The sequence below is a fragment of the Mycolicibacterium wolinskyi genome (assembly GCF_002101965.1).
GTDB classification, from domain to species: Bacteria; Actinomycetota; Actinomycetes; order Mycobacteriales; family Mycobacteriaceae; genus Mycobacterium; species Mycobacterium wolinskyi.
Map to the genome: position 1 here is coordinate 97,721 of NZ_LQQA01000035.1, position 24,776 is coordinate 122,496.

At 66.9% G+C, this 24,776-nt stretch carries 24 protein-coding genes; 12 read left to right on the top strand and 12 right to left on the bottom strand.

The genetic code is table 11. The annotated features are described in order from the left end of the window. Positions 1-27 precede the first annotated feature (27 nt). Both AWC31_RS35705 and AWC31_RS35710 read left to right on the top strand, forming a co-directional pair. The gene (locus AWC31_RS35705) at positions 28-942 is read left to right on the top strand and encodes an alpha/beta fold hydrolase (protein WP_085150459.1); all 915 of its coding nucleotides are present in this window, start codon (positions 28-30) and stop codon (positions 940-942) included. 47 nt (positions 943-989) lie between these two features. Further along, entirely contained in the window at positions 990-1,646 is a 657-nt protein-coding gene (locus AWC31_RS35710; protein ID WP_085150461.1) for an MBL fold metallo-hydrolase, read from the top strand. A 7-nt stretch (positions 1,647-1,653) separates the two neighbouring features. On the opposite strand, the gene AWC31_RS35715 is transcribed toward AWC31_RS35710, so the two are convergent. From AWC31_RS35715 to AWC31_RS35735, 5 genes are all read right to left on the bottom strand, one after another. After that, a complete protein-coding gene (locus AWC31_RS35715; RefSeq protein WP_085150661.1) occupies positions 1,654-2,931 on the bottom strand; it encodes a competence/damage-inducible protein A in 1,278 nt (425 codons plus the stop codon). 45 nt (positions 2,932-2,976) lie between these two features. After that, entirely contained in the window at positions 2,977-4,188 is a 1,212-nt protein-coding gene (locus AWC31_RS35720) for an enhanced intracellular survival protein Eis (RefSeq protein ID WP_264052048.1), read from the bottom strand. 75 nt (positions 4,189-4,263) lie between these two features. Next, positions 4,264-4,488 carry a hypothetical protein gene (locus AWC31_RS35725; RefSeq protein WP_085150463.1) on the bottom strand — a complete coding sequence of 75 codons (225 nt, stop codon included), beginning with the start codon at positions 4,486-4,488 and terminating at the stop codon, positions 4,264-4,266. 9 nt (positions 4,489-4,497) lie between these two features. After that, the gene (locus AWC31_RS35730) at positions 4,498-7,224 is read right to left on the bottom strand and encodes a glycoside hydrolase family 2 protein (protein ID WP_085150665.1); all 2,727 of its coding nucleotides are present in this window, start codon (positions 7,222-7,224) and stop codon (positions 4,498-4,500) included. A 160-nt stretch (positions 7,225-7,384) separates the two neighbouring features. Next, on the bottom strand, positions 7,385-8,122 hold the full coding sequence (locus AWC31_RS35735; RefSeq protein WP_085150465.1) for a glucose 1-dehydrogenase: 738 nt from the start codon (positions 8,120-8,122) through the stop codon (positions 7,385-7,387). A 79-nt stretch (positions 8,123-8,201) separates the two neighbouring features. Here AWC31_RS35735 and AWC31_RS35740 point away from each other — a divergent pair, with 79 nt between their 5' ends. After that, entirely contained in the window at positions 8,202-9,278 is a 1,077-nt protein-coding gene (locus AWC31_RS35740; RefSeq protein ID WP_067855853.1) for an NAD(P)H-dependent amine dehydrogenase family protein, read from the top strand. A gap of 104 nt (positions 9,279-9,382) precedes the next feature. Here AWC31_RS35740 and AWC31_RS35745 read toward each other — a convergent pair whose 3' ends face one another. Beyond that, a complete protein-coding gene (locus tag AWC31_RS35745) occupies positions 9,383-10,120 on the bottom strand; it encodes an HAD family hydrolase (protein WP_085150467.1) in 738 nt (245 codons plus the stop codon). 56 nt (positions 10,121-10,176) lie between these two features. Here AWC31_RS35745 and AWC31_RS35750 point away from each other — a divergent pair, with 56 nt between their 5' ends. From AWC31_RS35750 to AWC31_RS35765, 4 genes are all read left to right on the top strand, one after another. Then, positions 10,177-10,542, top strand: a complete 366-nt coding sequence (locus AWC31_RS35750) for a VOC family protein (RefSeq protein ID WP_085150469.1) — start codon at positions 10,177-10,179, stop codon at positions 10,540-10,542. Between the two features lie 98 nt (positions 10,543-10,640). Next, complete coding sequence (locus tag AWC31_RS35755; RefSeq protein ID WP_085150471.1) at positions 10,641-11,771, top strand: nitronate monooxygenase; 1,131 nt, start codon at positions 10,641-10,643, stop codon at positions 11,769-11,771. 129 nt (positions 11,772-11,900) lie between these two features. After that, complete coding sequence (locus AWC31_RS35760) at positions 11,901-12,473, top strand: TetR/AcrR family transcriptional regulator (RefSeq protein ID WP_085150473.1); 573 nt, start codon at positions 11,901-11,903, stop codon at positions 12,471-12,473. Further along, the gene (locus AWC31_RS35765; protein ID WP_085150475.1) at positions 12,470-14,695 is read left to right on the top strand and encodes a molybdopterin-dependent oxidoreductase; all 2,226 of its coding nucleotides are present in this window, start codon (positions 12,470-12,472) and stop codon (positions 14,693-14,695) included. The genes AWC31_RS35760 and AWC31_RS35765 overlap by 4 nt, the downstream gene beginning before the upstream one ends. Before the next feature lie 3 nt (positions 14,696-14,698). Here AWC31_RS35765 and AWC31_RS35770 read toward each other — a convergent pair whose 3' ends face one another. Then, positions 14,699-15,034, bottom strand: coding sequence for a dopamine receptor D4 (locus AWC31_RS35770; RefSeq protein ID WP_308213316.1), 336 nt, complete (start codon positions 15,032-15,034; stop codon positions 14,699-14,701). Positions 15,035-15,324: 290 nt separating this feature from the next. Here AWC31_RS35770 and AWC31_RS35775 point away from each other — a divergent pair, with 290 nt between their 5' ends. Then, a complete protein-coding gene (locus AWC31_RS35775) occupies positions 15,325-16,593 on the top strand; it encodes a cytochrome P450 (protein ID WP_085150477.1) in 1,269 nt (422 codons plus the stop codon). Here the strand turns inward: AWC31_RS35775 and AWC31_RS35780 are convergent. Next, the gene (locus AWC31_RS35780) at positions 16,532-16,888 is read right to left on the bottom strand and encodes a hypothetical protein (RefSeq protein WP_084356910.1); all 357 of its coding nucleotides are present in this window, start codon (positions 16,886-16,888) and stop codon (positions 16,532-16,534) included. The genes AWC31_RS35775 and AWC31_RS35780 overlap by 62 nt on opposite strands. A 93-nt stretch (positions 16,889-16,981) precedes the next feature. On the opposite strand from AWC31_RS35780, the gene AWC31_RS35785 reads away from it, so the two are divergent. The 3 genes from AWC31_RS35785 (at position 16,982) to AWC31_RS35795 (ending at position 19,211) form a co-directional block, all read left to right on the top strand. Continuing rightward, entirely contained in the window at positions 16,982-17,773 is a 792-nt protein-coding gene (locus AWC31_RS35785) for a helix-turn-helix domain-containing protein (RefSeq protein ID WP_207626495.1), read from the top strand. Positions 17,774-17,835: 62 nt separating this feature from the next. After that, on the top strand, positions 17,836-18,558 hold the full coding sequence (locus AWC31_RS35790) for a FadR/GntR family transcriptional regulator (RefSeq protein WP_085150479.1): 723 nt from the start codon (positions 17,836-17,838) through the stop codon (positions 18,556-18,558). Continuing rightward, positions 18,555-19,211: a sterol desaturase family protein gene (locus AWC31_RS35795; protein ID WP_085150481.1), complete on the top strand. Its 657-nt coding sequence runs from the start codon at positions 18,555-18,557 to the stop codon at positions 19,209-19,211. The genes AWC31_RS35790 and AWC31_RS35795 overlap by 4 nt, the downstream gene beginning before the upstream one ends. Here the strand turns inward: AWC31_RS35795 and AWC31_RS35800 are convergent. The 3 genes from AWC31_RS35800 to AWC31_RS35810 form a co-directional block, all read right to left on the bottom strand. Beyond that, entirely contained in the window at positions 19,195-19,974 is a 780-nt protein-coding gene (locus tag AWC31_RS35800) for a L,D-transpeptidase (RefSeq protein ID WP_085150671.1), read from the bottom strand. The two genes, AWC31_RS35795 and AWC31_RS35800, sit on opposite strands and share 17 nt — an antisense overlap. Positions 19,975-20,100: 126 nt before the next feature. After that, positions 20,101-20,703, bottom strand: coding sequence for a Pr6Pr family membrane protein (locus AWC31_RS35805; RefSeq protein WP_085150483.1), 603 nt, complete (start codon positions 20,701-20,703; stop codon positions 20,101-20,103). A gap of 22 nt (positions 20,704-20,725) precedes the next feature. Next, complete coding sequence (locus AWC31_RS35810; RefSeq protein ID WP_085150673.1) at positions 20,726-22,093, bottom strand: DUF7159 family protein; 1,368 nt, start codon at positions 22,091-22,093, stop codon at positions 20,726-20,728. A 258-nt stretch (positions 22,094-22,351) separates the two neighbouring features. Here AWC31_RS35810 and AWC31_RS35815 point away from each other — a divergent pair, with 258 nt between their 5' ends. Continuing rightward, positions 22,352-23,809 carry a peptide MFS transporter gene (locus AWC31_RS35815; RefSeq protein WP_085150485.1) on the top strand — a complete coding sequence of 486 codons (1,458 nt, stop codon included), beginning with the start codon at positions 22,352-22,354 and terminating at the stop codon, positions 23,807-23,809. Here AWC31_RS35815 and AWC31_RS35820 read toward each other — a convergent pair. After that, positions 23,806-24,753 carry a threonine ammonia-lyase gene (locus AWC31_RS35820; protein WP_085150487.1) on the bottom strand — a complete coding sequence of 316 codons (948 nt, stop codon included), beginning with the start codon at positions 24,751-24,753 and terminating at the stop codon, positions 23,806-23,808. The genes AWC31_RS35815 and AWC31_RS35820 overlap by 4 nt on opposite strands. Positions 24,754-24,776: the final 23 nt, after the last annotated feature.

Genomic DNA, 24,776 nt, shown 5'->3' on the forward strand with positions numbered 1-24,776 from the left:
GCAGGGAACGCGGCGAGGCGCACGCAGATGGTCATGCCCATCGATCGCCCCAAACTTGAGGGCAACGTCGCCGTAGGCGACGGCCGCCAATTGGGATTCGCCGAATTCGGCGATCCGCAGGGGCGGGCCATCTTCTGGCTGCACGGCACCCCTGGTGCGCGGCGTCAGATCCCCACCGAAGCCCGGGTTTACGCCGAGCAGAACCACATTCGGCTGATCGGCGTGGACCGGCCCGGTATCGGGTCGTCCACGCCGCATCAATACGAGTCGGTGCTGGACTTCGCGACGGATCTGCGCACGATCGCCGACACGCTGGGGGTCGACAGGTTGGCCGTCGTCGGGCTGTCCGGCGGGGGGCCGTACACGCTGGCGTGTGCGGCGGCCATGCCCGACCGCGTGGTCGCCGCGGGCGTGCTCGGCGGCGTCGCGCCGACGGTCGGCCCCGACGCCATCAGCAGTCGGCTCATGCAGCTGGGCGCGGTGGTCGCACCGGTGATCCAGGTGGCCGGGGCGCCGATCCGGTTGGCCGCGTCGGGCCTGATCCGGCTCATCCGCCCGGTGGCTTCCCCCGCCCTGGAGATCTATGCCCGGTTGTCGCCGGAAGGAGACCGGCGGATGCTCGCCCGACCGGAGTTCAAGGCGATGTTCCTCGACGACCTGCTCAACGGCAGCCGCAAACAGCTCGCCGCGCCGTTCTACGACATCGTGGTGTTCGAGCGGGACTGGGGCTTCCGGCTCGACGAGGTCAAGGTTCCGGTGTGCTGGTGGCACGGCGACCACGACCACATCGTCCCGTTCACGCACGGCCAGCACGTCGTGTCGCGGCTGCCCGAAGCCAGACTGACCGAGTTGCCGTACGAGAGTCACCTCGGCGGGCTGGGCTGCGCGCAGGAGATCATGGGCACGATGATCGACATCTGGGACGCCGGCAAGTTGGTGTGACCGTCGAGGGTTGACCTCAACCAATGTTGAGGGTGAAAGCTGCGGTCATGACAACAACAACGATGACCCAAATCGCCTCGGACCTCTGGGAAACCCGCACCGATACGCCGTTTCCCGGGCTGACCACGCATGCGTATCTGTGGACTCCGGGCCATACCGGTTCCAACGCCTTGTTCTACTGCCCGGCCACCGATGCCGACTTCGCCGCGATCGACGCACTCGGCGGTGTCGACAACCACTATCTGTCTCATCAGGATGAAGCCGGGCCGATGTTGGCCCGTGTCGCCGACCATTTCGGGGCGCGATTGCACGCGCCGGCCGCCGAGTCCGCGACCATCGGCAAGCACTCCCCCATCCATGTGCCGCTGTCCACCCGCAACCGCGACGGCAACGGCGTCGAGGTCATTCCCACGCCGGGCCATACCCCGGGCAGCACAAGCTATTTGGTCGACGGTGCTGACGGCCGCTACCTGTTCACCGGAGACACCATCTTCGTCGGCGACGACGGTCGTTGGTCGACATTCGTGATTCCCGGCGTCGGCGATGCCGCCGCCATGGCCGAGAGCCTGCGGCTGCTGGCGACGCTGCAACCCGACGTGGTGATATCCAGTGCCTACGTCGCCCGCGCGGTCACGGTGCTCGGCGAACTTGATTGGTCTGAGTGCGTCGCCGAGGCCTTGCAGTCGATACCCACCAACCGCTGACCGACGATCACACCGAAGATCGGGACGTGGCGCTGAGGGCCCGCCGCAACAGGTGCATGGCCACCGTGGTCGACCGCTCCCGGATGTCGGACCGGTCGCCGGGCAAGCGCAGTGTGCGCGTCAGCGTGACGCCTTCGGCCCGCACCGAGAAGCACACCGTGCCGACCGGCTTCTCCGCGCTCCCGCCGCCGGGGCCCGCGATACCCGTGATGCCCACTGCCACATCGGCGCCGAAGTGGTGCAGTGCACCGGTGGCCATCGCCTCGGCCACCGGTTCGGAGACCGCGCCGTGCTCGGAGATCAGCACCGGATCCACGTTCAACAGTTCGGCCTTGGCCTCGTTGGCGTAGGCGACCACCCCACCGGCCAGATACTCCGACGACCCGGGCCGGTCGGTCAGCCGGGCCGCCAGTAGCCCACCCGTGCAGGATTCGGCTGTCGCGATGCGCCGGCCGGACAGGAGCGCGGCAACCTGCTCGTCGACGGTCGCACCGTCCTCGGAGAACATCGCGTCGCCGTGGCGATCACGCAGCAGCGCAAGCAGATCACCGTAGGTACCGGCGGCCTGCGGTTCGTAGCGCGTGACGATCTCGAGCTCGCCGCGCCGTAGGCAGGTCGTGATCTCGAGCGCGTCGAATCCGGCGATGGACCCCTCGGCCTCCCGCAAGGTCTCGGCCAGACCGGATTCGGGCAGGCCGAACATCCGCACCGTGTCCTGCCGGTACACCGTCCGGCCCGAGATGGCCTGCTGCACAGCGTCGGTCGCGACCGCGCGTGACCACATCGGCTGCAGCTCACGTGGCGGGCCGGGCAACACGACCACCGTCGGGCTGCCCGGCACGACCACGCCGGGTGCGGTGCCGACCGGTTCGAGCACTTCGGCACCGACCGGCACCAGGGCCTGTTTGCGGTTCGCTGCGCGCACCGCGTCGAAGTCGACGCCGGGGCGCCCGCTCATCAGCTTGCGCAGGATTTCGGCGATCTGCTCTTCCAGCGCCGCGTCCAGAACGAGTTCACGTCCGCAGAACTCGGCCACCGTCGCGACCGTGAGATCGTCTGCGGTCGGCCCCAGCCCGCCGGAGGTGAGAATCAGATCCACCCCTTCGGCGGCCAGGAACCGCAACTGAGCCGCGATGTCGCGGGGACGGTCACCGCAAATCGTGATGTGCGCCAGTTCGACGCCGAGCTCAAGTAGCTGATCTGCCAGCCACGGACCGTTGCGGTCCTGGACCCGGCCGGTCAGGACCTCTGTTCCGGTCACCACGATGCCTGCGCGTGCACTCACGGTTTGCACCTTACGCATCGATACCGGCCGGGCCGGGACCCGCACTCAGAAGCCGAACCCCAATTCGGCGGGCACGGCGCTGACGAAGGCCGCGCTGATCCGCTGCACCAATTCAGAATCCTTGGTACGCAACCGGTTTGCGGATGCAAAGCCGTCGGCTCGATGGCCACCCAGATACAGGCTGCCCAGGACGTCGAGGTCGAGTTCGACGTCGGCAGGTTCGGCGGTCGGCGTGCATTGCGCGCGCCCGTCCCTGATCTGCAGGGCGAATCGTCCGCCGTCACTGCGAAAGCCGTCGGCGACCTCAAGCACGGTGTCGAGGTCGGATGAATATTGCCTGGCCTGGAGGGCGGCCGGAATGTCCATGATCCGCAACCACAGATCGTCGGCGCTGGAGGTGACGCGGGCCAGCCTCGGGTTGGTGAGCAGATAGGGCAACGCGTCGCCCGGATGCGTCCAGGTCGTCACCTTCTCCATCAGGTCCAGGCCCAACAGCGCCCGCCACAACGCCGCGTGGGCCTCGGGTGTGGCGGCGGTGAGCTCGCCGACGCGCACGACCTTCGGGCCATCGCCGTGCAACCGGTACAGCGCGTAACCGTCGCGGTGCAGGAAGGCGAACCATTCCGTGCCCCCGCCGCGGGCCTTCTCCCGGTCTGCCAGCAGGTCGTCCCACAGGCCCGCCGGACGCACCAGCCCGCCCGGGGTCTGTCGTCGCCACCGGTCGTAGATGTCGATCAACTCGTCGCGGTGGTCAGCCGGTTTGACCATGCGCACGCCACCGGGATCAGGCGCCGCGGCATGGAATTCGGCGAACCGGCGGTCGATCGACACTTCCTGCTCGATGGTCGCAGGCCCGTAGCCGAAGCGGCCGTAGATTCCGCCCTCGCTCGCCGTCAGTGCCGCGATCGGATAGCCGGCGTCGGCGATCCGATCGTGCAGTTGGGTGTACATGGCACGCAGAAGGCCGCGCCGCCGATGGGTGGGCGCAACCGCGACGAAGCTCAGGCCCGCCACGGGAAGTTCCGCGCCACCGGGCACGGTCAGCGTGAGGTCGAGGTAGAGGGACTGACCGACGATGTCGGCGTCGCGCACCACCACCGCCCCACCGCCGGGCACGAGCGTCCGCCACACGGCCATCGTCTCGGGATCTTCGAGTTCTCCGAAAGCGGTACTGCCGAGGAGTGCCATCCCGGCCCAGTCGGCGTCGGTGATGTCGTGCAGGATTTGCGGAGTCAATTCGGTCGCAGTGTCGATCACAGGATTCGACGGTGCCACAGACGGCCGGGCCGCCGCGACCGATTTTCGGGGTTGGTCAGGCTTTTCGGCGCCGTGTCAGCGCTTGAGCCAACCGTTCACCGCAGCGAGGTCACGGGTGTAGGTGGTCATGATGTCGTCGTGGTACAGCGTTGCACCGCTGATTGCGCTCGACCCCTGCCACACCACGCGGATCCGGGTGGTGCCGCGCTGGTAGACGTCGACGCGGTCGAGATCGCGGTGCTGCCATCCGCCGGACTCGGCCAGTTGACCGAGTTCATGCCGCTCGTCGGTTGTGGTCATGGGCCGATCCTATCGCCGGGCCGGCTGGTCGACTGCCACGACCACCGGCGCGGTGTTGTAACCGGTCACCCGGACCCAGTTCGGGGCCGCTTCTGACGCGTCGATCCGGCCGGTCAGCTCGACGGTCTCGCCGGGATACACCGTGACGTAGTTATCGGAGTATTCGATCGGCAGGATCTCGTCACCTTCGCGGCTTGAGGTGATCTCGGCTCGCTCGAAGAACGCGATCTGATGGGTCGGGTTGTGCAGCCGGATCGTCACGGTCGTGCCCACGTCGGCTTCCGCCGACCGCTGGGCCGTCACACGCAGCGGAACCCGCGGCATCGTGTTGAGCGGGGTCATGTCGGCCCAGCTCGCCTGCCGTAGATCGAACGCCCGGTCGTTGGCCGGGTTTCCGACGTCGTCGCGCTGCTGGGATTGCCAGTATGTGTTGTCGGCGACGACCGAGCCCGCGGCGTCGAGCAACTCGCACCGCACGAAGTACACCTCCGAGATCCGCGCGGGGCGCGGCAGTGTCAAGGCCTGAGTGGCGCCGCCGGACGGCACGCTGACTGGACCGCTGGTGCGGTCGTCGCGCACCCGGCCGGTCAGGTCGTAGGTGCGTACCCGCACGCGCAGTCCGGATCGCTCGGCGGGCGATTGATTGACGACCGCGATGTGGGCCGTGTCGTGGTCGCCGGTGGCGTACGAGTCGAACACCACCGACAGCGGCCGCAGGCCCTTCTTGGCGCCGAAGTATGCCCCTCCGGGCCGCAGGTAGTAGTCGAAGAGGTGACCGAAGAACGATGGCCAATGGTTGTTGAGCATCCAGTAGATGGTCATCTTGTGGGTGGCCCAGCCGAGCGCCGCGAACGCCTCGAATTGGGCCCGGGTGGACTCGTAGTGGGCGACCTGTGCCTTGCGCGCGAACTCCTCGGCGCTGCGTGACGACCCGTACCGCTGCATGACCGCAGTGCGGATGCTGTTCAGGTTGGCGTTGCCGGGGTCGGCCCCGGCGTGGAAGTACCAGGCGTCGTTGATCGGCCACAGTTTGTCTGGCGGGAGGAACTTCTGGAGGCTCGCGAACGGCGGGACGTGTTCGTTGTCGCCTTGTTCGGCATTCGCACCCCGGGTCGCCTGGTAGCGGCCACTGAACCAGTAGGTCGGCGGACGCCAGGTGTAGGGCCCGGCCATATGGATGCCGTCCCAGACGACCTCCCCCGCATCGTCATGCGCGAGCGAGGACACCGTGTCGACAACGGCGTTGGGCCAATGCAACTCGCGCAGGATGTCGTGGTAGCCGTCCAGCACGGGTTGCGGCGGCTTGCCGTCACTGCCGTTGGCCCACAGAAACGCTGACGGATGACCGCGGAGCGACAACATCTGCGACCGCAGACTGTCATCGGCGACACGGCGATCCTCGTCGTCCCACTGCCACCATTTCTCCCACTGGTTGCAGCACATCCACCCGTACATCAGCGGGATGCCGAGTTCGTCGGCGCGCTCGATGATGTTGTCGCCCGGGAACTTTCCCTCCAGCCGCAGCATGTTGAGGCCCATGTCGCGGACATAGCCCAGGATCGCGTTCTCGCGCTGCGGGTCGTACCGGTACAGCAGATCGGGTGTGTAGGCCCCGCCACGCACCAGAAAGTCGCGGCCGTTGACGGTGAGGTAGAAGCTGCCGCCGCGCCCGAGAGCCGGGAACTGCTCGTCGTCGTCGCGGTGCTGCTGAACCGTGCGGATACCGAACCGCGACTGGTCGGTGTCGGTGACGCGCCCGTACTGTACGAACTCCACCCGCAGGTCGTACAGGTTGGGCTCGCCCATGGTGTACGGCCACCACAGATCGGGATCCCGCAGGGTCAGCGCGGCGAAAGTCTCGGGGTCGAACCGGATTTCCCTGGTTTCGCCGGGTGCCAGACGCACCGCCTGATCGACCTCGACGTCGGGCTTTCCGGCGCGGCTGATCGTGGCTCGCACCACGCCACGCACCGGGCTTTCGGTGGTGTTGCGGACATCGGTGTACACCGTGAGCCGGGCCCGGTCGGTGGCAGGCAGCGGCAACTCGGTGGTCACCATCGGGTCGCTGAGCACGACCGGTCCCGAGAAGCTCAGGTAGACCGGCTTGAAGATCCCGGCATTGCGGTCGGGCACAAAGGAATTCCCGCGCACCGGATCCTTGCCCGGCCCCTGGTAACCGATGCGGTTCCAGTTGATCCAGTCCCACCAGCTGTCGGCGAGTTCCACCCCGTCGATGTCCTGTAACGCATGCTCGGGCGTGATCCTGACCGCCAGGGTGTTGGCGGCTCCGCGGTTGATCCACGGCGCCACGTCCAGTTCGTGCGCGGTGTGCATACCGACCACGACCGAGTTGTCCGCGATCAGTGTCCCGTTGAGCCACACCTCGGCGCGGTAGTTGATGCCGGGGAACTCCAGCCGGTAACCGGAGCTTCCGGCCGGCGCGTCGAAGGTCGTTCGGTACCACCAGTCTTGACGCCACAGGTCGTCGGGAACCGCGGCCAGATTCTCGCCGAAGTAGAGATTCGGGTAGGTGCCGTCGTCCTGTAGCGCCTGCAGGACGGTCGCGGGCATGGTCTTGACGGTGTGCCATTCGCCTGCGATGTCCCCCGGCGTCGACAGCGCCGCGCCGTCGGCTCGCACGCTGCGAGCCGAGGCCAATTGCCAGCCCTGCGCGAGTTCGATGCGTCCCGACGGCGGCTCGGGCCGGGCGAAGGACGGCAGGTCGGCAACGCACAGCGACGACACCAGCACGGTGACGAGGGCGGCCACCAGGAGACGAGCGCGTCGGGCGGAAATGGGCAGCTCCTCAAAGACCGGTGCGGCACCGCCTACCGGGCGTGATGCGGTGTCCGGTCATTCTGCCGCCGCGCGCCACGCGCCGCCGCGCCGGATGCCGTCAGAGCTTGTGCGGGACGTCGTTGACCAGGCCGCCGTCCATCACGAACTCCGCGCCGGTCGCGTAGCGGGATTCGTCACTGGCCAAGAAGACGACGAAGCTCGACACCTCGTCGGGTTGCCCGGGCCGCCCCAGTGGGATGGTCAGCATGTCCTCCGGGAAGTGTTCGGTCATCGGCGTGCGGATGAAACCCGGGTGGATCGAGTTGACCCGGATCTGTTTGGACCCGAGTTCGAGCGCAGCCGACTTCGTCAGACCACGCACGGCCCATTTGGACGCCACATACGGGTGCACCATCGCGGCGCCGCGCAGTCCCTCGATCGACGAGACGTTGATGATCGAGCCGCCGCCCGCGGCTTTCATCGCCTTGACCGACGCCTGCATGCCGAGGAACGTCCCGGTCAGGTTGACGTCGATGACCTTCTGCCACTGGGCCATGTCGAATTTGCCGATCTGGCCGAGCGCGACGATGCCCGCGTTGTTGACCAGGACGTTGAGCAGCCCGAAGTCCGAGGTCGCGGTCGCGACCGCGGCGTCCCACTGGTCGGCGTCGGTCACGTCGAGGTGGACATAACGGGCCGCATCGCCGAGCGCGGCGGCAAGTGCTTTGCCCTCGTCGTCAAGGATGTCGCCGATCACCACCTTGGCGCCCTCGGCCACGAGCGCGCGGGCATGTTCGGCGCCCATGCCGCGTGCGCCACCACTGATCAGTGCAACTTTTCCGTCAACCCGTCCCATGACGCGTGAGGCTACCGCAGGCACGGCACAAATTAGAACCTGTTCCAATTTTCTTGGCGAGTGGGCATACTTCGTTCCCATGGTCTTTCGCGTCGCCCACATCGGAACTGGAAACGTCGGCCGCCTGGCACTGACCGGACTGCTGACCAATCCGGCCTACGAGCTGACGACGCTGTGCGTCTCGACCGAATCCAAGGTCGGCAAGGACGCGGGCGAGCTTGCCGGACTTGATCTTTCGACTGGCGTCACGGCGGTCGCCGACCTCGATGCGGTGATCGCCGCCAAACCGGACTGCGCGGTGTACTGCGCGATGGGTGACACCCGCGGACCGGAGGCGATCGCCGACGTGGTGCGGCTGCTGGCGGCCGGTATCAACGTCGTCGGCTCGGCCCCGGTGAGCCTGCAGTTTCCCTGGAAGCTGATGCCGGGCAAGTACATCGCGGGCATCGAGGAAGCCGCACAGGCCGGTAACGCGAGCCTGTTCATCACGGGCGTCGACCCCGGCTTCGCCAACGACCTGATCCCGTTCGCCCTCGCAGGCACGTGCCAGAGCATCGAACAGGTCAGGTGCATGGAGATCGCCGACTATGCGACCTACGACGGCGTGACCGTGATGTTCGACGTGATGGGCTTCGGCAAACCACTCGACGAGACGCCGATCCTGTTCCAGCCGGGCGTGCTGAGCATCGCGTGGGGTACGTCGATCCGGCAGTTGGCGGCCGGGTTGGGCATCGAGATCGACGACATCACCGAGGTGTGCGAGAAGGAACCGGCTCCCGAGGCGTTCGACATCGCCGCGGGCCATGTCGCGAAAGGCACGGTTGCCGCGCTGCGGTTCGAGATCCGGGGCATGGTCAAGGGCGAGCCGGTGATCGTGATCGAACACGTCACCCGGCTGCGTGGCGATCTTCGCCCGGACTGGGCCCAGCCGGCGCAGCCCGGCGGTTCCTACCGCGTCGAGATCGTCGGCGAACCGTCCTATGCCGTCGACATCTGCCCGACGAGCCGCAAGGGCGACCACAACCATGCCGCGATCGTGGCGGCGGCCGGGCGCATCGTGAACGCGATTCCCGATGTGGTCGCCGCCGCGCCCGGCATCCGGACGACGCTCGACATGCCGCTGGTCACCGGTAAGGGTCTCTACGGCTTGGGCTGACGCGCGTCGGTTCGCGGTTGTGCGACCTCATCCGCCGAACCCGGCGATTCGCGGACGAATCCGCACGATCGCCGAATGCCGGAGCCGCTCGGCGAGTATTGGGCCTAGCGCCGCCGTGCCACCGGACGATCCAGGGTCAGCACCGGCCAGCCGTTGTTCGCTGCGGCCGTCGCCAATCCCGGCCGCGGATTGACCGGCCGCGGATGGCCGACCACCTGCATCAGCGCGCTGTCCTCGGGACCGTCGGCGTAGAAGTAACTATGTTGCAGGTCAACGTCATTGGCCGCGCAGAAGGCCTGAACCGCGTCGGCCTTGCGCGCACCCCAGATGACGGGTTTGACGATGCCTCCGGTCAGTCGGCCGTTCTCGTCGGTCTCGAAGTGGTTGCACAGCACGTCGTCGATGCCGAGGTGGCGGGCAACCGGTTCGGCGTGGATGGTCAGGGCCGACGAACTCATCACGACGGTGTGGCCACGGTCCTGATGACGGCGCACGACATCGCGCATGTGCGGGTAGACCCGGTGAGCGAAGCGCTCGGCGAACAGCAGCTCGCCGAGGTCGTCGAGTTCGGCGAGCGATTCACCGCGCAGATACCCGGCCGCTCGGACCAGGAGCCGCTCGAACGGCATCCTGCCGATGCGATAACGGATCGAGGCCTCGATGATGCCGAGGATCTCGCCGAACGCGGCCTGTCGCTGCCGGATCCGGTGGCGTGCGTGTGCGGTTGCGGTGAACCCGTCCACGAGGGTGCCGTCGAGGTCGAAGAAGGCTCCCACCTGCGCGCCGCCCGGACCCGAGCCGATTTCCTCGAGCGATTCCGGTGGCGACAAGGTCAGTCCCATACGGCAAGTACACCAAGGGTCTGGGCCGAGGGGCCAATCCAGACTAGAAATGGTCTATGGCTGAGCAGCTGAAGGACGTCGTCATCAACGACATCGCGGCCGTGGTCGCCACCAGCCGATTCGGCGATTCGCTGGCTTGGTACTCGCGCATCATGGGCCGCGAACCCGACCTGCAACCGGTCGACGGCGTCGCTGAATGGCAGTTGACTTCCACCGCCTGGCTACAGCTCGTCACCGACGAGGCCGCGGCGGGCCGGACCGCGGTGCGGTTCGGCGTGTCCGATCTCGCCGCGACCATGACGGCGCTCGTCGATTACGACATCGAGGTCGGCGAACCGCAGGTCATCGCGGATATGGTGGCCATCCTCGACGTCGCCGATCCGGATGGCAACGAGGTCTCCTTCGTCCAGGAACTTGCCTGATTCGTCGGGGTCCGGCCCCGCGCGGCACCGGTGGAGTACTAAACTAGAACACGTTTCAATTCATGAACTTGTACATCCACCGCCCACAAGGAGCAGGTATGCACACCGCCCTCTGCGACGAGCTCGGCATCGAGTTCCCGATCTTTGCGTTCACCCACTGTCGTGACGTCGTGGTCGCGGTCAGCAAGGCCGGCGGCTTCGGCGTGCTCGGCGCGGTCGGCTTCACCCCCGAGCAACTCGAGATCGAGCTGAACTGGATCGACGAGCACATCGGCGACCATCCGTACGGCGTCGACATCGTGATCCCCAACAAGTACGAGGGCATGGACGCCAACATGTCCGCCGACGAACTCAAGGGCATGTTGCAGTCGCTCGTACCGCAGGAGCATCTGGACTTCGCGAAGAAGATCCTCGCCGACCACGGCGTGCCGATCGACGACAGCGACGACAACGCGCTGCAGCTGCTCGGCTGGACCGAGGCCACCGCGACTCCTCAGGTCGAGATCGCGTTGCGGCACCCGAAGATGACGCTGATCGCCAACGCTCTCGGAACCCCACCGGCCGACATGATCGAGAACATCCACGCGCAGGGCCGCAAGGTCGCCGCGCTGTGCGGTTCGCCGTCGCAGGCCCGCAAGCACGCCGATGCCGGCGTCGACATCATCATCGCGCAGGGCGGCGAGGCGGGCGGCCACAGTGGCGAGGTCGGCTCGATCGTGCTGTGGCCCCAGGTGGTCAAGGAGGTGGCGCCGGTTCCGGTCCTCGCCGCAGGCGGTATCGGCAGCGGCCAGCAGATCGCCGCGGCGCTGGCCCTCGGCGCGGCAGGCGCCTGGACCGGGTCGCAATGGCTGATGGTCGAGGAGGCCGAGAACACCCCGGTTCAACAGGCCGCGTACGCCAAGGCCAGCAGCCGCGACACCGTTCGCAGCCGCTCGTTCACCGGCAAGCCGGCGCGCATGCTGCGCAATGACTGGACGGAAGCCTGGGAGCAGCCGGAGAATCCCAAGCCGCTCGGCATGCCATTGCAGTACATGGTTTCCGGCATGGCCGTTGCGGCCACGCACAAGTACCCCAACGAGACCGTCGACGTGGCGTTCAACCCGGTCGGCCAGGTGGTCGGACAGTTCGAGAAGGTCGAGAAGACCTCGGCCGTCATCGAGCGGTGGGTGCAGGAATACCTCGACGCCACCGCGACGCTCAACAACCTCAACGAGGCCGCAGGCGTGTAGGCAACGCATCGAATTCAGCGAAAGGGCTGCGGGAACTCCGGTTCCGCAGCCCTTTCGTTCTCGCGACAGGTCTGGTCTGCGCCGCCCGCGTTATGTATGGTTACATACATAGCCGACGAAGGGTGGAACATGGCCGGCCCGCGTGAACGCATGGTCGTCTCCGCAGCGCTGCTGATCCGGGAGCGCGGCGCACACCCGACCGCGATAGCCGACGTCCTCGCCCACAGTGGCGCACCCCGCGGCTCGGCATACCACTACTTCCCGGGTGGCCGTACCCAACTTCTCTGCGAGGCAATCGATTACGCGAGCGACCAGGTGGCCGCCCGGCTCGGCAAGGCGCCGAACGCGCTCACCCTGCTCGACGGCCTCATCGCCGGATTCCGTAAACAGCTGCTCGACACCGACTTTCGCGCCGGATGCCCCGTCGTCGCCGTCGCGGTGGAGGCCGGCGACCCGGACCAGGCCGACACCGCGGTCGTCGAACGCGCGGGCGCGGCGTTCGTCCGGTGGACACAGCTGGTCACCCAGCGCCTCGAGGCCGACGGTGTCGACGCCGCGCGTGCCGAGGAACTCGCCATGCTGATCACCACTTCGATCGAGGGGGCGGTCGTCGTCGCACGCGCCACGCGCGACGTCAAGCCGCTCGACCTGATCCACCGCCAGCTGCGCGAACAACTGACGACGAATGGGGAACCGCGGTGACCGTCGACGAATGGCAGCACACGGCATGCATCCTGTGCGAATGCAACTGCGGCATCGTGGTGCAAGTCCAGGACCGCACACTGGCCAAGATCCGCGGCGACAAACAACACCCCGCCTCTCGCGGCTATACCTGCAACAAGGCGCTAAGGCTCGATCACTACCAGAACAACGCCAACCGCCTGACCTCCCCCATGCGGCGACGCGATGACGGCAGCTACGAGGAAATCGACTGGGACACCGCGATCGCCGAAGTGGCCGAGGGTTTTCAGCGGATCGCGAAAACCTATGGGGGCGAACGGATCTTCTACTACGGCGGCGGCGGGCAAGGCAACCACCTCGGCGGCGCCTACAGCTCGGCATTCCTCAAGACGCTCGGCTCGCGGTACCGCTCCAATGCCCTGGCCCAGGAGAAAACCGGCGAGGCATGGGTGGATGCCCACCTGTACGGTGGGCACACCCGAGGCGAGTTCGAGCACGCCGAGGTCGCGGTGTTCGTCGGGAAGAACCCGTGGATGTCGCAGAGTTTTCCGCGGGCCCGGGTGGTGTTGAACGAGATCGCCAACGATCCGGCCCGCTCGATGGTCGTGATCGATCCCGTCGTCACCGACACCGCCCGGATGGCCGACTATCACCTACGCGTCCGGCCGGGCGCCGACGCCTGGTGCCTGGCCGCCCTGGCCGCCGTCCTGGTGCAGGAAAATCTCTGCGACGAAACGTTTCTCGCCGAGCACGTCACCGGGGTGGACGCGGTTCGAGCCGTGCTCGGCGATGTCGACGTCGCCGATTACGCCCGCCGCTGCGGGGTCGACGAGCAACTGATCCGGGCCGCCTCGCGCCGCATCGCCGGGGCCGGCAGCGTCGCGGTGTTCGAGGACCTCGGTGTCCAGCAGTCACCCAACTCGACGCTGTGTTCGTACCTCAACAAACTGCTGTGGATCCTGACCGGCAACTTCGCCAAACGCGGTGCGCAACACCTGCATTCGACGTTCGCACCGTTGTTCAGCACGGCCGGGGTCGGACGCACGCCGGTCACCGGCGCCCCGGTCATCGCCGGGCTGGTCCCGAGCAATGTCGTGCCGCAGGAGATCCTGACCGATCACCCCGACCGGTTCCGGGCGATGATCGTCGAGAGCAGCAATCCCGCACATTCGATCGCCGATTCGGCTGCGGTACGCGCTGCGCTCGCCGAGCTCGAGTTCCTGGTGGTGATCGACGTCGCGATGACCGAGACCGCCCGCCAGGCCCACTACGTGCTGCCCGCCGCCAGCCAGTTCGAGAAACCCGAGGCGACGTTCTTCAATCTGGAATTCCCGCACAACACATTTCATCTGCGCCACCGGCTGTTCGAACCGCTCGCGGGCACCTTGCCCGAGCCGGAGATCTGGGCGCGGTTGGTGCGGGCACTCGGCGTCGTCGACGACGCCGAGCTACGTCCGCTGCGCAAGGCCGCGGCCGACGGTCTCGCCGCGTTCACCGCGGAGTTTCTCGCCACTGTGTCCTCGAACCCCGCGCTGACGAAGGTGCTGCCGTACGTGCTCTACGAAACCCTGGGCGCGGCGCTGCCCGACGGCCTCGCCGGTGCTGCCGCGTTGTGGGGCCTGGCCCAGAAGGCCGCGATGACCTACCCGGACGCCGTGCGCCGCGCCGGACATACCGACGGCAACGCACTGTTCGAGGCGATTCTCACGCAGCGGTCCGGCGTGACGTTCACCGTTCACGAATACGCCGATGACTTCAGCCTGATCGGTCATCCCGACCACAAGATCGCGCTGGCCATGCCCGAGATGCTCGACGAGATCCGGGCACTGCGCGCCGATCGGCCGCCACTGACCAGCCGCGAGTTCCCGATCGTGCTGTCGGCCGGCGAACGTCGCGCATACACCGCCAACGACATCATCCGGGACCCGGCGTGGCGCAAACGCGATACCGATGGGGCCTTGCGGGTGAGCGTCGAGGATGCCGACGCGCTCGGCCTCGTGGACGGCGGCCGTGCCCTGGTCACCACGGCGGCCGGCAGCGCCGAGGCGAGTGTCGAGATCAGCGAAACGATGCTGCCCGGCCACGCCTCGTTGCCCAACGGCTACGGCCTCGACTATTCCGACGGCGGGAAGGTGACCGTGCCGGGAGTGGCGCCCAACGCACTCACCTCCACCGAATGGCGCGACGCCTTCGCCGGAACACCGTGGCACAAGCACGTTCCGGCCCGTATCGAGCGGGTGTAGCCGCTAGGCGGGCGGTGGAGGAGGTTGCGGACCGGGCGCGACGCCGGGTGGGGGCGGCGCCGCCGGATCGAGGGGACGCTGCGTCAGCAGGAAAAGCGCTTCGTTGAAGCTGACGTCCTGGGTCTGCATGGCGTGCCAGATGTCACGCAGATACGACACCCCGCGGCCCTGTTGCCCGCCGACCGGGACATCGGTCGTCCCCGGCGGTAGGTTCTGCAGGCTCGGCAGATGCGGCGTGCCTTCCGCCGTGCTCGCGAGGTCCGCAGCCGGCGGCTCGACGATCGCGGGTGCCGGTGGTGGCGGCGGTGCCGGGTCGGCTGCCGCCGATGACGCCGTCACGACGGCGGCCAGGCTCGCGCCACAGCAGATGGCGACGCCAGCTGCGCTTCTGATAATCCTGCTGTGCACCGCAATCCCCCTTCGTCCAGGCTTTTCTGTTCTTTCCCCGGACCAAGCCGGAGTGTTACAGCTGTGGCGGATGTTCTCTTGAGTTATCCAGTGGAACACGTTTCAGAACAACGCGCCCGGAGTTTCGAAGAGTTTGAGAAACCTCCGGCGAACACGCCGTTCCTTGGTGTAGCTATTGATCACGTGAACTAGACGCCGTACCAAGGAGAACCCCTGTGGTCATGAGCGAACCTGCCCTTCACCTGCCTGCCGGCTTCGACTTCACCGATCCCGACATCTACGCCGAACGGTTGCCCGTCGAGGAACTCGCCGAGATGCGCAAGCTCGCACCGATCTGGTGGAACGAGCAACCGCTGGGAACCGGTGGTTTCGACGACGGTGGGTTCTGGGTCGTGACCAAACACAAGGACGTGAAGGAGGTGTCGCTGCGCAGCGACGTGTTCTCGAGCCTGGAGAAGACCGCACTTCCCCGTTACCGCGAGGGCACCATCCCGCAGCAGATCGACCAGGGCAAGTTCGTGCTGCTCAACATGGACGCTCCGCACCACACCCATCTGCGCAAGATCATCTCGCGCGCCTTCACACCCCGAGCGGTCGAACGCCTGCGCGACGACCTTGCCGAGCGGGCACGCACCATCGTCCGGACCGCGGCTGCCGAGGGCCGCGGAGATTTCGTCGAACAGGTGTCGTGCGAACTGCCACTGCAAGCCATCGCGGGGCTGATGGGTGTCCCCCAGGAGGACCGCAAGAAGTTGTTCGACTGGTCCAATCAGATGGTCGGCGACCAGGATCCGGAGTTCGCCAACAACGACGCCATGAGTGCCTCGGTCGAATTGATCATGTACGGCATGAACATGGCGGCCGAGCGGGCGAAGAATCCCGGCGATGATCTCGTCACCAAGCTCGTGCAGGCCGACGTCGAGGGCCACAAGCTGTCCGACGACGAGTTCGGGTTCTTCGTCATCCTGCTCGCCGTGGCCGGGAACGAGACGACCCGCAATTCGATCACCCAGGGCATGATGGCGTTCACCGACCATCCCGATCAATGGGAACTCTTCAAGCGCGAGCGGCCCGCCACGGCGGCCGACGAGATCGTGCGATGGGCGACGCCGGTGACATCGTTTCAGCGCACCGCGCTCGAGGACACCGAACTGTCGGGAGTACCCATCAAGAAGGGGCAGCGGGTGGTCATGTTCTACCGCTCGGCGAACTTCGACGAGGAAGTCTTCGAAGATCCGTTCTCCTTCAACATCTTGCGGGACCCGAATCCCCACGTCGGCTTCGGCGGCACGGGCGCGCACTATTGCATCGGCGCGAATCTCGCGCGGATGACGATCGACCTGATGTTCAACGCGATCGCCGATGAGATGCCCGACCTCACGCCGCTGTCGCCCCCGGAACGGCTGCGGTCGGGCTGGCTCAACGGCATCAAACATTGGCAGGTCGACTACCGGGGCGAGGCCGGCGCGAAATGTCCTGTCGCACACTAGTGCTCGGATAGTCGATGATGGATCGCCAGTAGTCTTCCGGGATTTCGGTGTTCGACCGGAGCACCATCGCGAGCCCGGTCGCCATCGCGATGCCAAGCAACCCGAGCCACAGGCCGGCCAGGGCGATCACGATCCACAAGACCGTCGTCAGCGTCGGCCACGGCGATACCACCGCGAGAACCGGTGCGAAGAAGAACCCGGTGCCCACGTACCACGCCGAGCCGGACCGATCCGCGGCCATCACGAACCGAAGCCACCGGGGAATCGGACGTGTGGATTGCTGTGCCGCTTGCATCGTCGCCTCCTCATATTCGTCGACGACTCCACCGTCCCGCCTGCGGGGTAATCGGCACAATTACCCGAGAGGTAGTGGCAGCCCCGACCGCGGATGGGTGACACTCAGCTGGTGACCACCATCGCCCCCCAGACACCGATCGGTCCGCTCATGCGCGAGTGGCGGCAGCGCCGCCGGATCAGTCAGCTCGACCTGGCAATCGAGGCAGACGTCTCGGCGCGGCATGTCAGCTTCATCGAGACCGGTCGGTCCGTCCCGAGCCGCGCGATGGTGCTGCGTCTCGCCGAAGTGCTCGATGTGCCGTTGCGCGAACAGAATCAACTGCTGCTGGCGGCGGGCTTGGCACCGGTGTACACCGAGCGGACACTCGACGACCCCGACATGGCCGCCGTGCGGGAAGGCGTCAGTCGCGTGCTGGAGGCCTACAACCCATATCCCTGCGTGGTGATCGATCGCGGATGGAATCTGTTGCAGGCCAACGCCGGTGCCGGGGTCATGCTGGACGGGGTCGCACAGCACCTGCTGGCCGAGCCGAATGCACTGCGCATCACCTTGCATCCCGAGGGCATGGCACCGCGTATTCGCAACCTTGCCGAATGGCGTCACCATCTCATCACCCGGCTGCGCCGCGAGGTGGCGGTGAGCGGTTCGGCCGAGCTGGCCGACCTTCTTGCCGAAATCGAGTCCTACCCGGGCGGGATGGCGCCGGTGCGCGATCTGGGCGGCGTGGTGGTGCCACTGGAGTTGGCCACACCTGACGGAGACACCCTCACCTTCCTCTCGACCGTGACCACCTTCGGCACCGCGCTCGATCTCACCGCCGCTGAGCTCAGCATCGAGGCGTTCCTGCCCGCCGACGAACAGACCGCTGCCGCGTTGCGCTGACCGGCAGTTCGGAACTGGTCTGACCACTTGACCTCTTACCGGTAAGGCGGCACCATGAGTCCATGGCCCTGCAACCGGTGAACCGGCGATCCGTCCCCGAGGACGTGTTCGACCAGATCATTTCCGAGGTACTGAGCGGCGAGATGCAACCCGGCGAGTCGCTGCCGAGTGAGCGAAAGCTCGCCGAGGTTCTCGGAGTGTCGCGCCCCGCGGTACGCGAGGCCATCAAGCGCCTGACCGCCGCAGGCCTGGTCGAGGTGCGCCAGGGGGACGCCACGACGGTGCGGGACTTTCGCCGGCATGCCGGACTCGACCTTCTACCGCGCCTGCTCTTCCGGGCGGGTGAACTCGACATCTCGGTGGTCCGGAGCATTCTGGAGACTCGGCTGCACAACGGCCCCAAGGTCGCCGAGCTCGCCGCGCAACGCAGGCAGCCCGAGATGCCCGACCTTCTGAACGAGACGCTCGGTGCCCTCGAGTCCGAACCGGACCCCATCGAACAACAACGTCATGCGATGACGTTCTGGGATCACGTGGTCGACGGCGCGGATTCGATCGCATTCCGGTTGATGTTCAACACTCTTCGCGAGACATACGAGCCCGTGCTGCCGGCACTCGCCACGCTGATGGCCGAGGAGGTAGGCCGGCCGGAGGCGTACCGACGCGTCGCCGACGCCATCGCGGCGGGCGACGCCGCCGCGGCCCGGCAAGCCGCCCACGAACTTCTCGAACCGGCTACCGGCGCACTGCTGGGCGCCCTGGAGGCATTGGAGGAAAACCGATGACCCGCAAGGGATTCACGCTGGGCGATGCCGCTCGCGAGTTCATCAGGCACCCCTCCCCCTGGATGATCGGTGGCACGCTAGTGGTTTCGGCGACCGCGCGCATCGCTCTCGGCGACTGGCAGTTGACCGACGCCGTCGTACCCGTGGTGATGCTCGCGGTGTTCCCCCTGTTCGAATGGATCATCCACGTATTCGTATTGCACTGGCGCCCACGGAGATTCGGTCGTATCACGGTTGACTCGATACTCGCGCGCGACCATCGTAGGCACCACGTCGACCCGCGCGACATCCCGTTGATCTTCATCCCGTGGCGAGCCCTGCTGTGGGTGTTGCCGCTTGCGGTGGCGATTGCGGTGCTGGCGTTCCCTCGGCTGGAACTCGGCCTGACATTTCTGACGTTCTTGACGGTTCTAGGGCTGGGATACGAATGGTGCCACTATTTGATCCACAGCGACTACAAGCCCAAAACCGCCGTTTACCGGGCGATATGGCGCAATCACCGAAATCACCACTACAAGAACGAGCACTTCTGGTTCACCGTGACGAGCACGGGCACCGCAGACCGGATACTGGGCACCTACCCCGACCCGGCTACCGTGGCCACCTCACCGACAGCCAAGAACCTGCACGCGGCCGCTACGCCCGCACGATGATCGGATCGCCCACGCTGACCGTGTCGAAGTACCAGGCTGCGTTGTCCGGGCTGAGGTTGATGCACCCGTGGCTGACGTTCGCATAGCCCTGCGATCCCACCGACCACGGCGCACCGTGCACATACACCCCGCCCCACGTCACGCGCACCGCGTCGTTGACAGTGAGTTTGTAGCCCTCGGGATCGCTCAGCGGAATGCCGATGGTCCGCGAATCCATCACCACGACAGGTTCTTTGGACAGCGCGGTGAACGTGCCGGTGGGTGTCGGGAACTTGGGCTTGCCCATGGATGCCGGCATCTCGCGCACCACCTCGTCATCGATACTGACGGTGAAGGTGTGCGCGTCGATGTCGGCGACGCCGACCACCGCGGCACCCGTCTCGAAGCTCGTCTTCGCGCCGCCCGCGGCGACGGAGATGCTCGAATGCGCCGGCCAGAACTGATCGGGTGTCCACTGCATGACATCGTCACTGAGCCAGGTGAACTCCCCGGTCGGGGTGCTCGTCGAGGACACCCGCAGGCTCTTCTCGGCTGCCTGGCGATCGGTCACCGGCGCGGTGAAGGTGACGGTCACGGGGTGTGCGACACCCACCACGTCGCCCGCGGCCGGCTCGATCTTGGCTGCGGTGGCGCCGGTGCTGACACCGGCTTGTGCGACGTTAACCGAGGCTGCGAGAGCGAGGACGGCGACGCCGACCGCCGCAAACACCTTCAGTACCGAGACACGAACTGTCCTCGTCGTGGGCGATGGTGTGCTCAGCATTCCTCCAGTGTAGGTCGTGGCGCGATCGGCACCGGTCAGGCGCGACTCGGCACCGGCCGGCGCGACGTCAGGATCACGGCGGGAGTTGCCCATGGTCACTTCATCGACACGTCCTGCCAGAACGTTTCATCCAAGCTCGACCCGCGCTCGGGCGGCACTGCGGCCATGCGCCATCAACGCATATCCGAAGCCGACGAAAACCAGCCCGAGCAGGCCGACGTTGGCCAGTACACCGAGGTTGCCGACGGCATCCGGATCGAGGAAGTAGTACGGCACCCGGCGCCCGGCGCTGCTCAACACCAGCAACGCGAGCCCGACGTAGGCGGCGGGATAGAGCAGCCAGATCAATGGTTGCCACCATCGAATACTGCCCTGAGCGTCACCGACCAGAAGCCACTCGGCGACGGCCAGCAGGGGCACCAGGACGTGCAAGAGCAGATTGGCCGGGGTGTATCCCATGCTCGCCTCGGTGAGAAAGAGATTCCAGATGACGCCGGCGACCAACACGTAGACCACGACCGCGCCGCGCAAACCCGCTCTGGCGTCGGCCCGCCGCGAGACCAGCGTCCAGACATAGAACGCGGCCGCAAGCAGATTGGCCTGGTAGGTGAAGGTGATCAGCCGCCACACGACCCCCGACCGCGTCGTGGTCTCGACCAGCACGATGGCCGCCACCACAGCTGCGACGATGCAGATCCGCAACCCCGTCCGCACCGCAGCTGGATTCACCGGATCGACAATAGCCGCTGTTTCACGGCACGGGCGGCGGCGCCGCCGGCGGTGGCAGCGGTGGGGGCACGGCCTCCGGCGGCGGCATCTCCGCTGGGGGTGGTGGCGGCGGCGGGGCCGGCTCCGGACCGACCGGGGGCGGGGCTTCGGCGACCGGTGGTGGCACGGCCCCGGGCGGAGGCGCGTTCGGCGCCGGTGGCACCGGGCCCATGAAGGGTTGCTGTTCGGGCACATCGGGGCCGCCGCGCAAGCGGTCACGGATTCTGGTGAGCAGCGGCTTCTTGGTCGGGACCGGCGGCGAGAGAACCGGCGGAACAGCCTCCGGCGCAGGCGCCGGCGGAACAACGACCGGCGGCGGGACGTCGGCGGGAACCGCCCCGGCTTCGGGTTCGGTGATGAACTCCGGTGCGGCGGGCTCGACGGCGGCGGGCGGCTCGACGACGACCGGCGCGACCTCCGGGATCGATGTCGGCGCAGGCGGAATCACGGCCGCGGGGATGTGCTGGGTCGCGGCGGGCGCGCCGGAGACGTTGACCACCGGACGCGTCTGGCGCGGGCCGGCTTCCGGTTCGGGCGCCGCGACGTGATGACTGATGGCCAACGACAGCGACACCACGAACGTGATGACGCCGACGGCCAGCATGACCGCCGGCGCGAGCTGAGCCGGCCCCCAATGTCTGCGTTCGGGGCCTCGCGCGGGTTCGGTGAACATGAAACGGCCACGGCGCGCGGACGCCAGCGCCGCACCGCGGGCCAACGCGACGCCCTCATCGGCCGGCGTGAATACCGGAACCTCAAGGGCGGCTTGGAGTTTCGGCATTACGGCGTCGAAATCGACAGCCGACCCGACCACCACGAGGGCATCCGGTCGTGAGGTGGCCGCCGCGAACAGGCCACACAGCCAATCGGCCAGGCCCTGTACGGTCTCGATGCCATGGACCTGGGTGGTCTGCACCGGCCCGTCACCGGGACTCGCAGTGAGCGCCAGGATCAATTCGGGCTCGATCACGCAGACGACGGTGGTGTCGAAACCCACGACACCGGCGATGCCGCGTGCCAGTGTGTCTGTCGCCTGCGGGAAGCGGATGGGTAACACGTTCGCGAAACCCGCGTCGGACAGCGCCGACAGCAGCTGAGAGGCTTCGATATCGGCGCCGTCGCTCCACGTGACGCCGATGGATTGCAGGCGGTTGCCCCGTTCGGCGGTGATCGCCTCGGCACGGGCGACCGCAGCGACGACGCGATCGGTGACTTCGGCCAACGCCAACGGTTCGAGGTCACGAATGTCGTAGGTCTCGTGGTCGACGGTGGCCCCATCGGCCTCGTGCCCTTCGACCAGGACGAGACCGACGGTGGACGGAGTCAGAGAGACGCCGAGCACCGCGTCCACACCCACCCCCTCGGAGCTGTGGCCACGAAACGGTGGTCCGCCACCGAAGCATCGGATCGGACCGGAAAGTGTGGCCGTCGTCCACCTTGTTCGGCAGACCTTACCGGTGACCAGGACCTCGAGTACACCTGCGGTCCCCACCCTCGGTCACCCGAAATGTGCTGTGCCACAGAAGACGGTGAACACAGCGCAACATCGGTTTGCCGAGGAACCGACGAAAATCCCCGCCGCAGCCCGCCCGAGTGGCAGGGTGACCGCATGGCTGCTGTGCAGGACTCACACACCCGGCGCACGTTCTTCGGCCATCCCGTCGGGTTGGCGAACCTCTTCGGAGTCGAGCTCTGGGAACGGTTCTCCTTCTACGGGATGCTCACGATCCTCGGCTACTACCTGTATTACACGGCCACCGACGGTGGACTCGGTTTACCCAAGGCCACCGCGACCGGCATCGTGGGCGCCTACGGCGGGTTGGTGTACCTGGCGACGGTGCTCGGCGGCTGGATCGCCGACCGTGTCCTCGGCATGGAGCGGACGGTGTTCTACGGCGGAGTCGTGGTCATGGGGGGCCACATCGCGCTGGCGGTGATTCCCGGTTTGACGGGTGTGGGCCTCGGCCTGGTGCTCGTGGCGCTCGGTTCAGGGGCATTGAAAGCCAACGCCTCGTCGCTGCTGGGCACCCTGTACGAAAAGGGTGATGCGCGCTGCGACGGCGGTTTCACGCTGTTCTATCTCGGCATCAATCTGGGCGCCTTTGTCGGCCCGCTGGTCACCGGGTTGCTCCAGACTCGTCTCGGCTTTCATTACGGATTCGGCGCCGCCGCAGTCGGTATGGGGTTGGGGCTGACCCAGTACGTATTGTTCCGGCGCAACCTCGGCACGCACGGACGTATCGTCCCGAACCCGTTGCCGTCCGGTGCAATTGGCAAGGTCGTCGCGGCCGTTGCCGCGCTGGCGCTCGTCGCCGCCGCCTTGTTCCTGTCCGGAGTGGTCACGTTGGCCAACCTGTCGCAGGCCACGACGGTGGTGATCGTCGGCGCCTCGCTGATGTACTTCACGGTGATGTTGACCAGCGCCAAGGTCACGCCCGTCGAACGCACCCGAGTCCGGGCATTCATACCGCTCTTCATCGCCAACGCGGTGTTCTGGTCGCTGTTCCAGCAGATCTTCACGGTTCTCGCGGTGTACTCCGACGAACGGATGAACTGGTCGATCTTCGGCTGGACCGCGCCGTCGAACTGGATCGGTTCGATCGAGCCGGTCTGGATCATCTTGCTGTCACCGCTTTTCGCGATTCTGTGGACGCGGCTCGGAAATCGTGCGCCGACCACGCCGCGCAAGTTCGCCTACGGCGTCATCGGCATGGGCGCGGCGTTCCTGTTGTTCCTGCCGATGGCGGGGACAACCGGGCGAGCGGTTCCGGCACTGTTGGTGACCGGCATCATGGCCGTGTTCGCGATTTCCGAACTACTCCTGTCCCCCATCGGCTTGTCGGTGACGACGAAGCTTGCGCCAGAAGCATTCCGGGCGCAGATGATGGCGCTGTACTTCTTCTCGGTGGGCCTGGGAACCGCGATGTCCGGCGTACTCGCGCAGCGTTACGATCCCGCGCACGAATTCGCCTACTTCGGCATCCTGGGTGCCGTCGCGATCTTTGCCGGTGTGGTGGTGTTCGCGATGTCGGGATGGATCACCCGCCTGATGGAGGGCGTGCACTAAACCGACAGGATCTCGCGCAACATCGGCGGCTCGACGTTGCCACCGGAGACCACGACGGCGGTCGGGCCGGCCGGCGTGGCCGCCTTTCGGTAGCCGGCAAGCGCCACCGCTCCGCTGGGTTCGGCGATCAGATGGGCACGGTACGCCAATTCCCGTACCGCCGACCGGATCTCGTCTTCGGTGACGACGATGACGTCGTCCAGAACCTGCTGCAGGTGTGCGAAGGTCAACTCGGAGGGGGTCGATCGCAGACCGTCCGCGATCGTCCGGTTGCGCTGCGCCACGGGCCACTCGACCCGGCGCCCGAGAGCCAGGCTCTCGGCCGTGTCGGCAGCGAGTTCGGGTTCGACGCCGAACACCTTGGCGCGCGGGCACAACGCCCGGATCGCGGTGCCGATTCCCGACGCCAGGCCGCCACCGCTGATCGGGATCAGAACGGCCGCAACGTCGGTGAGGTCCTGCGCGATCTCCAGTCCGATGGTGCCCTGACCGGCAATGATGTCGGGATGGTCGAACGGCGGTATCAGAACGCCGCCCGTGCGGATGACGAGTTCGTCGGCCACTTGTTCGCGCTGCCCCGCACCGCACAGCACCACCTCGGCCCCGTGTCCGCGGGTCGCCTCGACTTTGACGTTGGGCGTCTCCTCGGGCATCACGATGTGGACGGTCACGCCGTACGCCGCTGCGGCGTAGGCGACGGCCTGTGCGTGGTTGCCGCTGGAATACGCCACCACTCCCCTGGCCCGGACGTCCGGATCCAACCGCCCGAGCGCGTTGAACGCACCGCGAATCTTGAATGCGCCGATCGGTTGCAGGTTCTCCGGCTTCAGCCACAGTGGCCGGTCCGGATCTCCCCAGCCGGCGGGCAACAACGGGGTGCGGACGATGTCGGCGGCGATTCGTTGCGCGGCGTCACGGATGTCATCGATGGTCACGAGTTTCACGGCGTCAAGTCTCGCGCGTGTCG

Coding starts and splice junctions, on each gene's coding strand:
- AWC31_RS35705 (WP_085150459.1), top strand. CDS start 28: ATGGTCATGCCCATCGATCGCCCCAAACTTGAGGGCAACGTCGCCGTA.
- AWC31_RS35710 (WP_085150461.1), top strand. CDS start 990: ATGACAACAACAACGATGACCCAAATCGCCTCGGACCTCTGGGAAACC.
- AWC31_RS35725 (WP_085150463.1), bottom strand. CDS start 4,488: ATGACCACAACCGACGAGCGGCATGAACTCGGTCAACTGGCCGAGTCC.
- AWC31_RS35735 (WP_085150465.1), bottom strand. CDS start 8,122: ATGGGACGGGTTGACGGAAAAGTTGCACTGATCAGTGGTGGCGCACGC.
- AWC31_RS35740 (WP_067855853.1), top strand. CDS start 8,202: ATGGTCTTTCGCGTCGCCCACATCGGAACTGGAAACGTCGGCCGCCTG.
- AWC31_RS35745 (WP_085150467.1), bottom strand. CDS start 10,120: ATGGGACTGACCTTGTCGCCACCGGAATCGCTCGAGGAAATCGGCTCG.
- AWC31_RS35750 (WP_085150469.1), top strand. CDS start 10,177: ATGGCTGAGCAGCTGAAGGACGTCGTCATCAACGACATCGCGGCCGTG.
- AWC31_RS35755 (WP_085150471.1), top strand. CDS start 10,641: ATGCACACCGCCCTCTGCGACGAGCTCGGCATCGAGTTCCCGATCTTT.
- AWC31_RS35760 (WP_085150473.1), top strand. CDS start 11,901: ATGGCCGGCCCGCGTGAACGCATGGTCGTCTCCGCAGCGCTGCTGATC.
- AWC31_RS35775 (WP_085150477.1), top strand. CDS start 15,325: ATGAGCGAACCTGCCCTTCACCTGCCTGCCGGCTTCGACTTCACCGAT.
- AWC31_RS35780 (WP_084356910.1), bottom strand. CDS start 16,888: ATGCAAGCGGCACAGCAATCCACACGTCCGATTCCCCGGTGGCTTCGG.
- AWC31_RS35785 (WP_207626495.1), top strand. CDS start 16,982: ATGGGTGACACTCAGCTGGTGACCACCATCGCCCCCCAGACACCGATC.
- AWC31_RS35790 (WP_085150479.1), top strand. CDS start 17,836: ATGGCCCTGCAACCGGTGAACCGGCGATCCGTCCCCGAGGACGTGTTC.
- AWC31_RS35795 (WP_085150481.1), top strand. CDS start 18,555: ATGACCCGCAAGGGATTCACGCTGGGCGATGCCGCTCGCGAGTTCATC.
- AWC31_RS35800 (WP_085150671.1), bottom strand. CDS start 19,974: ATGCTGAGCACACCATCGCCCACGACGAGGACAGTTCGTGTCTCGGTA.
- AWC31_RS35815 (WP_085150485.1), top strand. CDS start 22,352: ATGGCTGCTGTGCAGGACTCACACACCCGGCGCACGTTCTTCGGCCAT.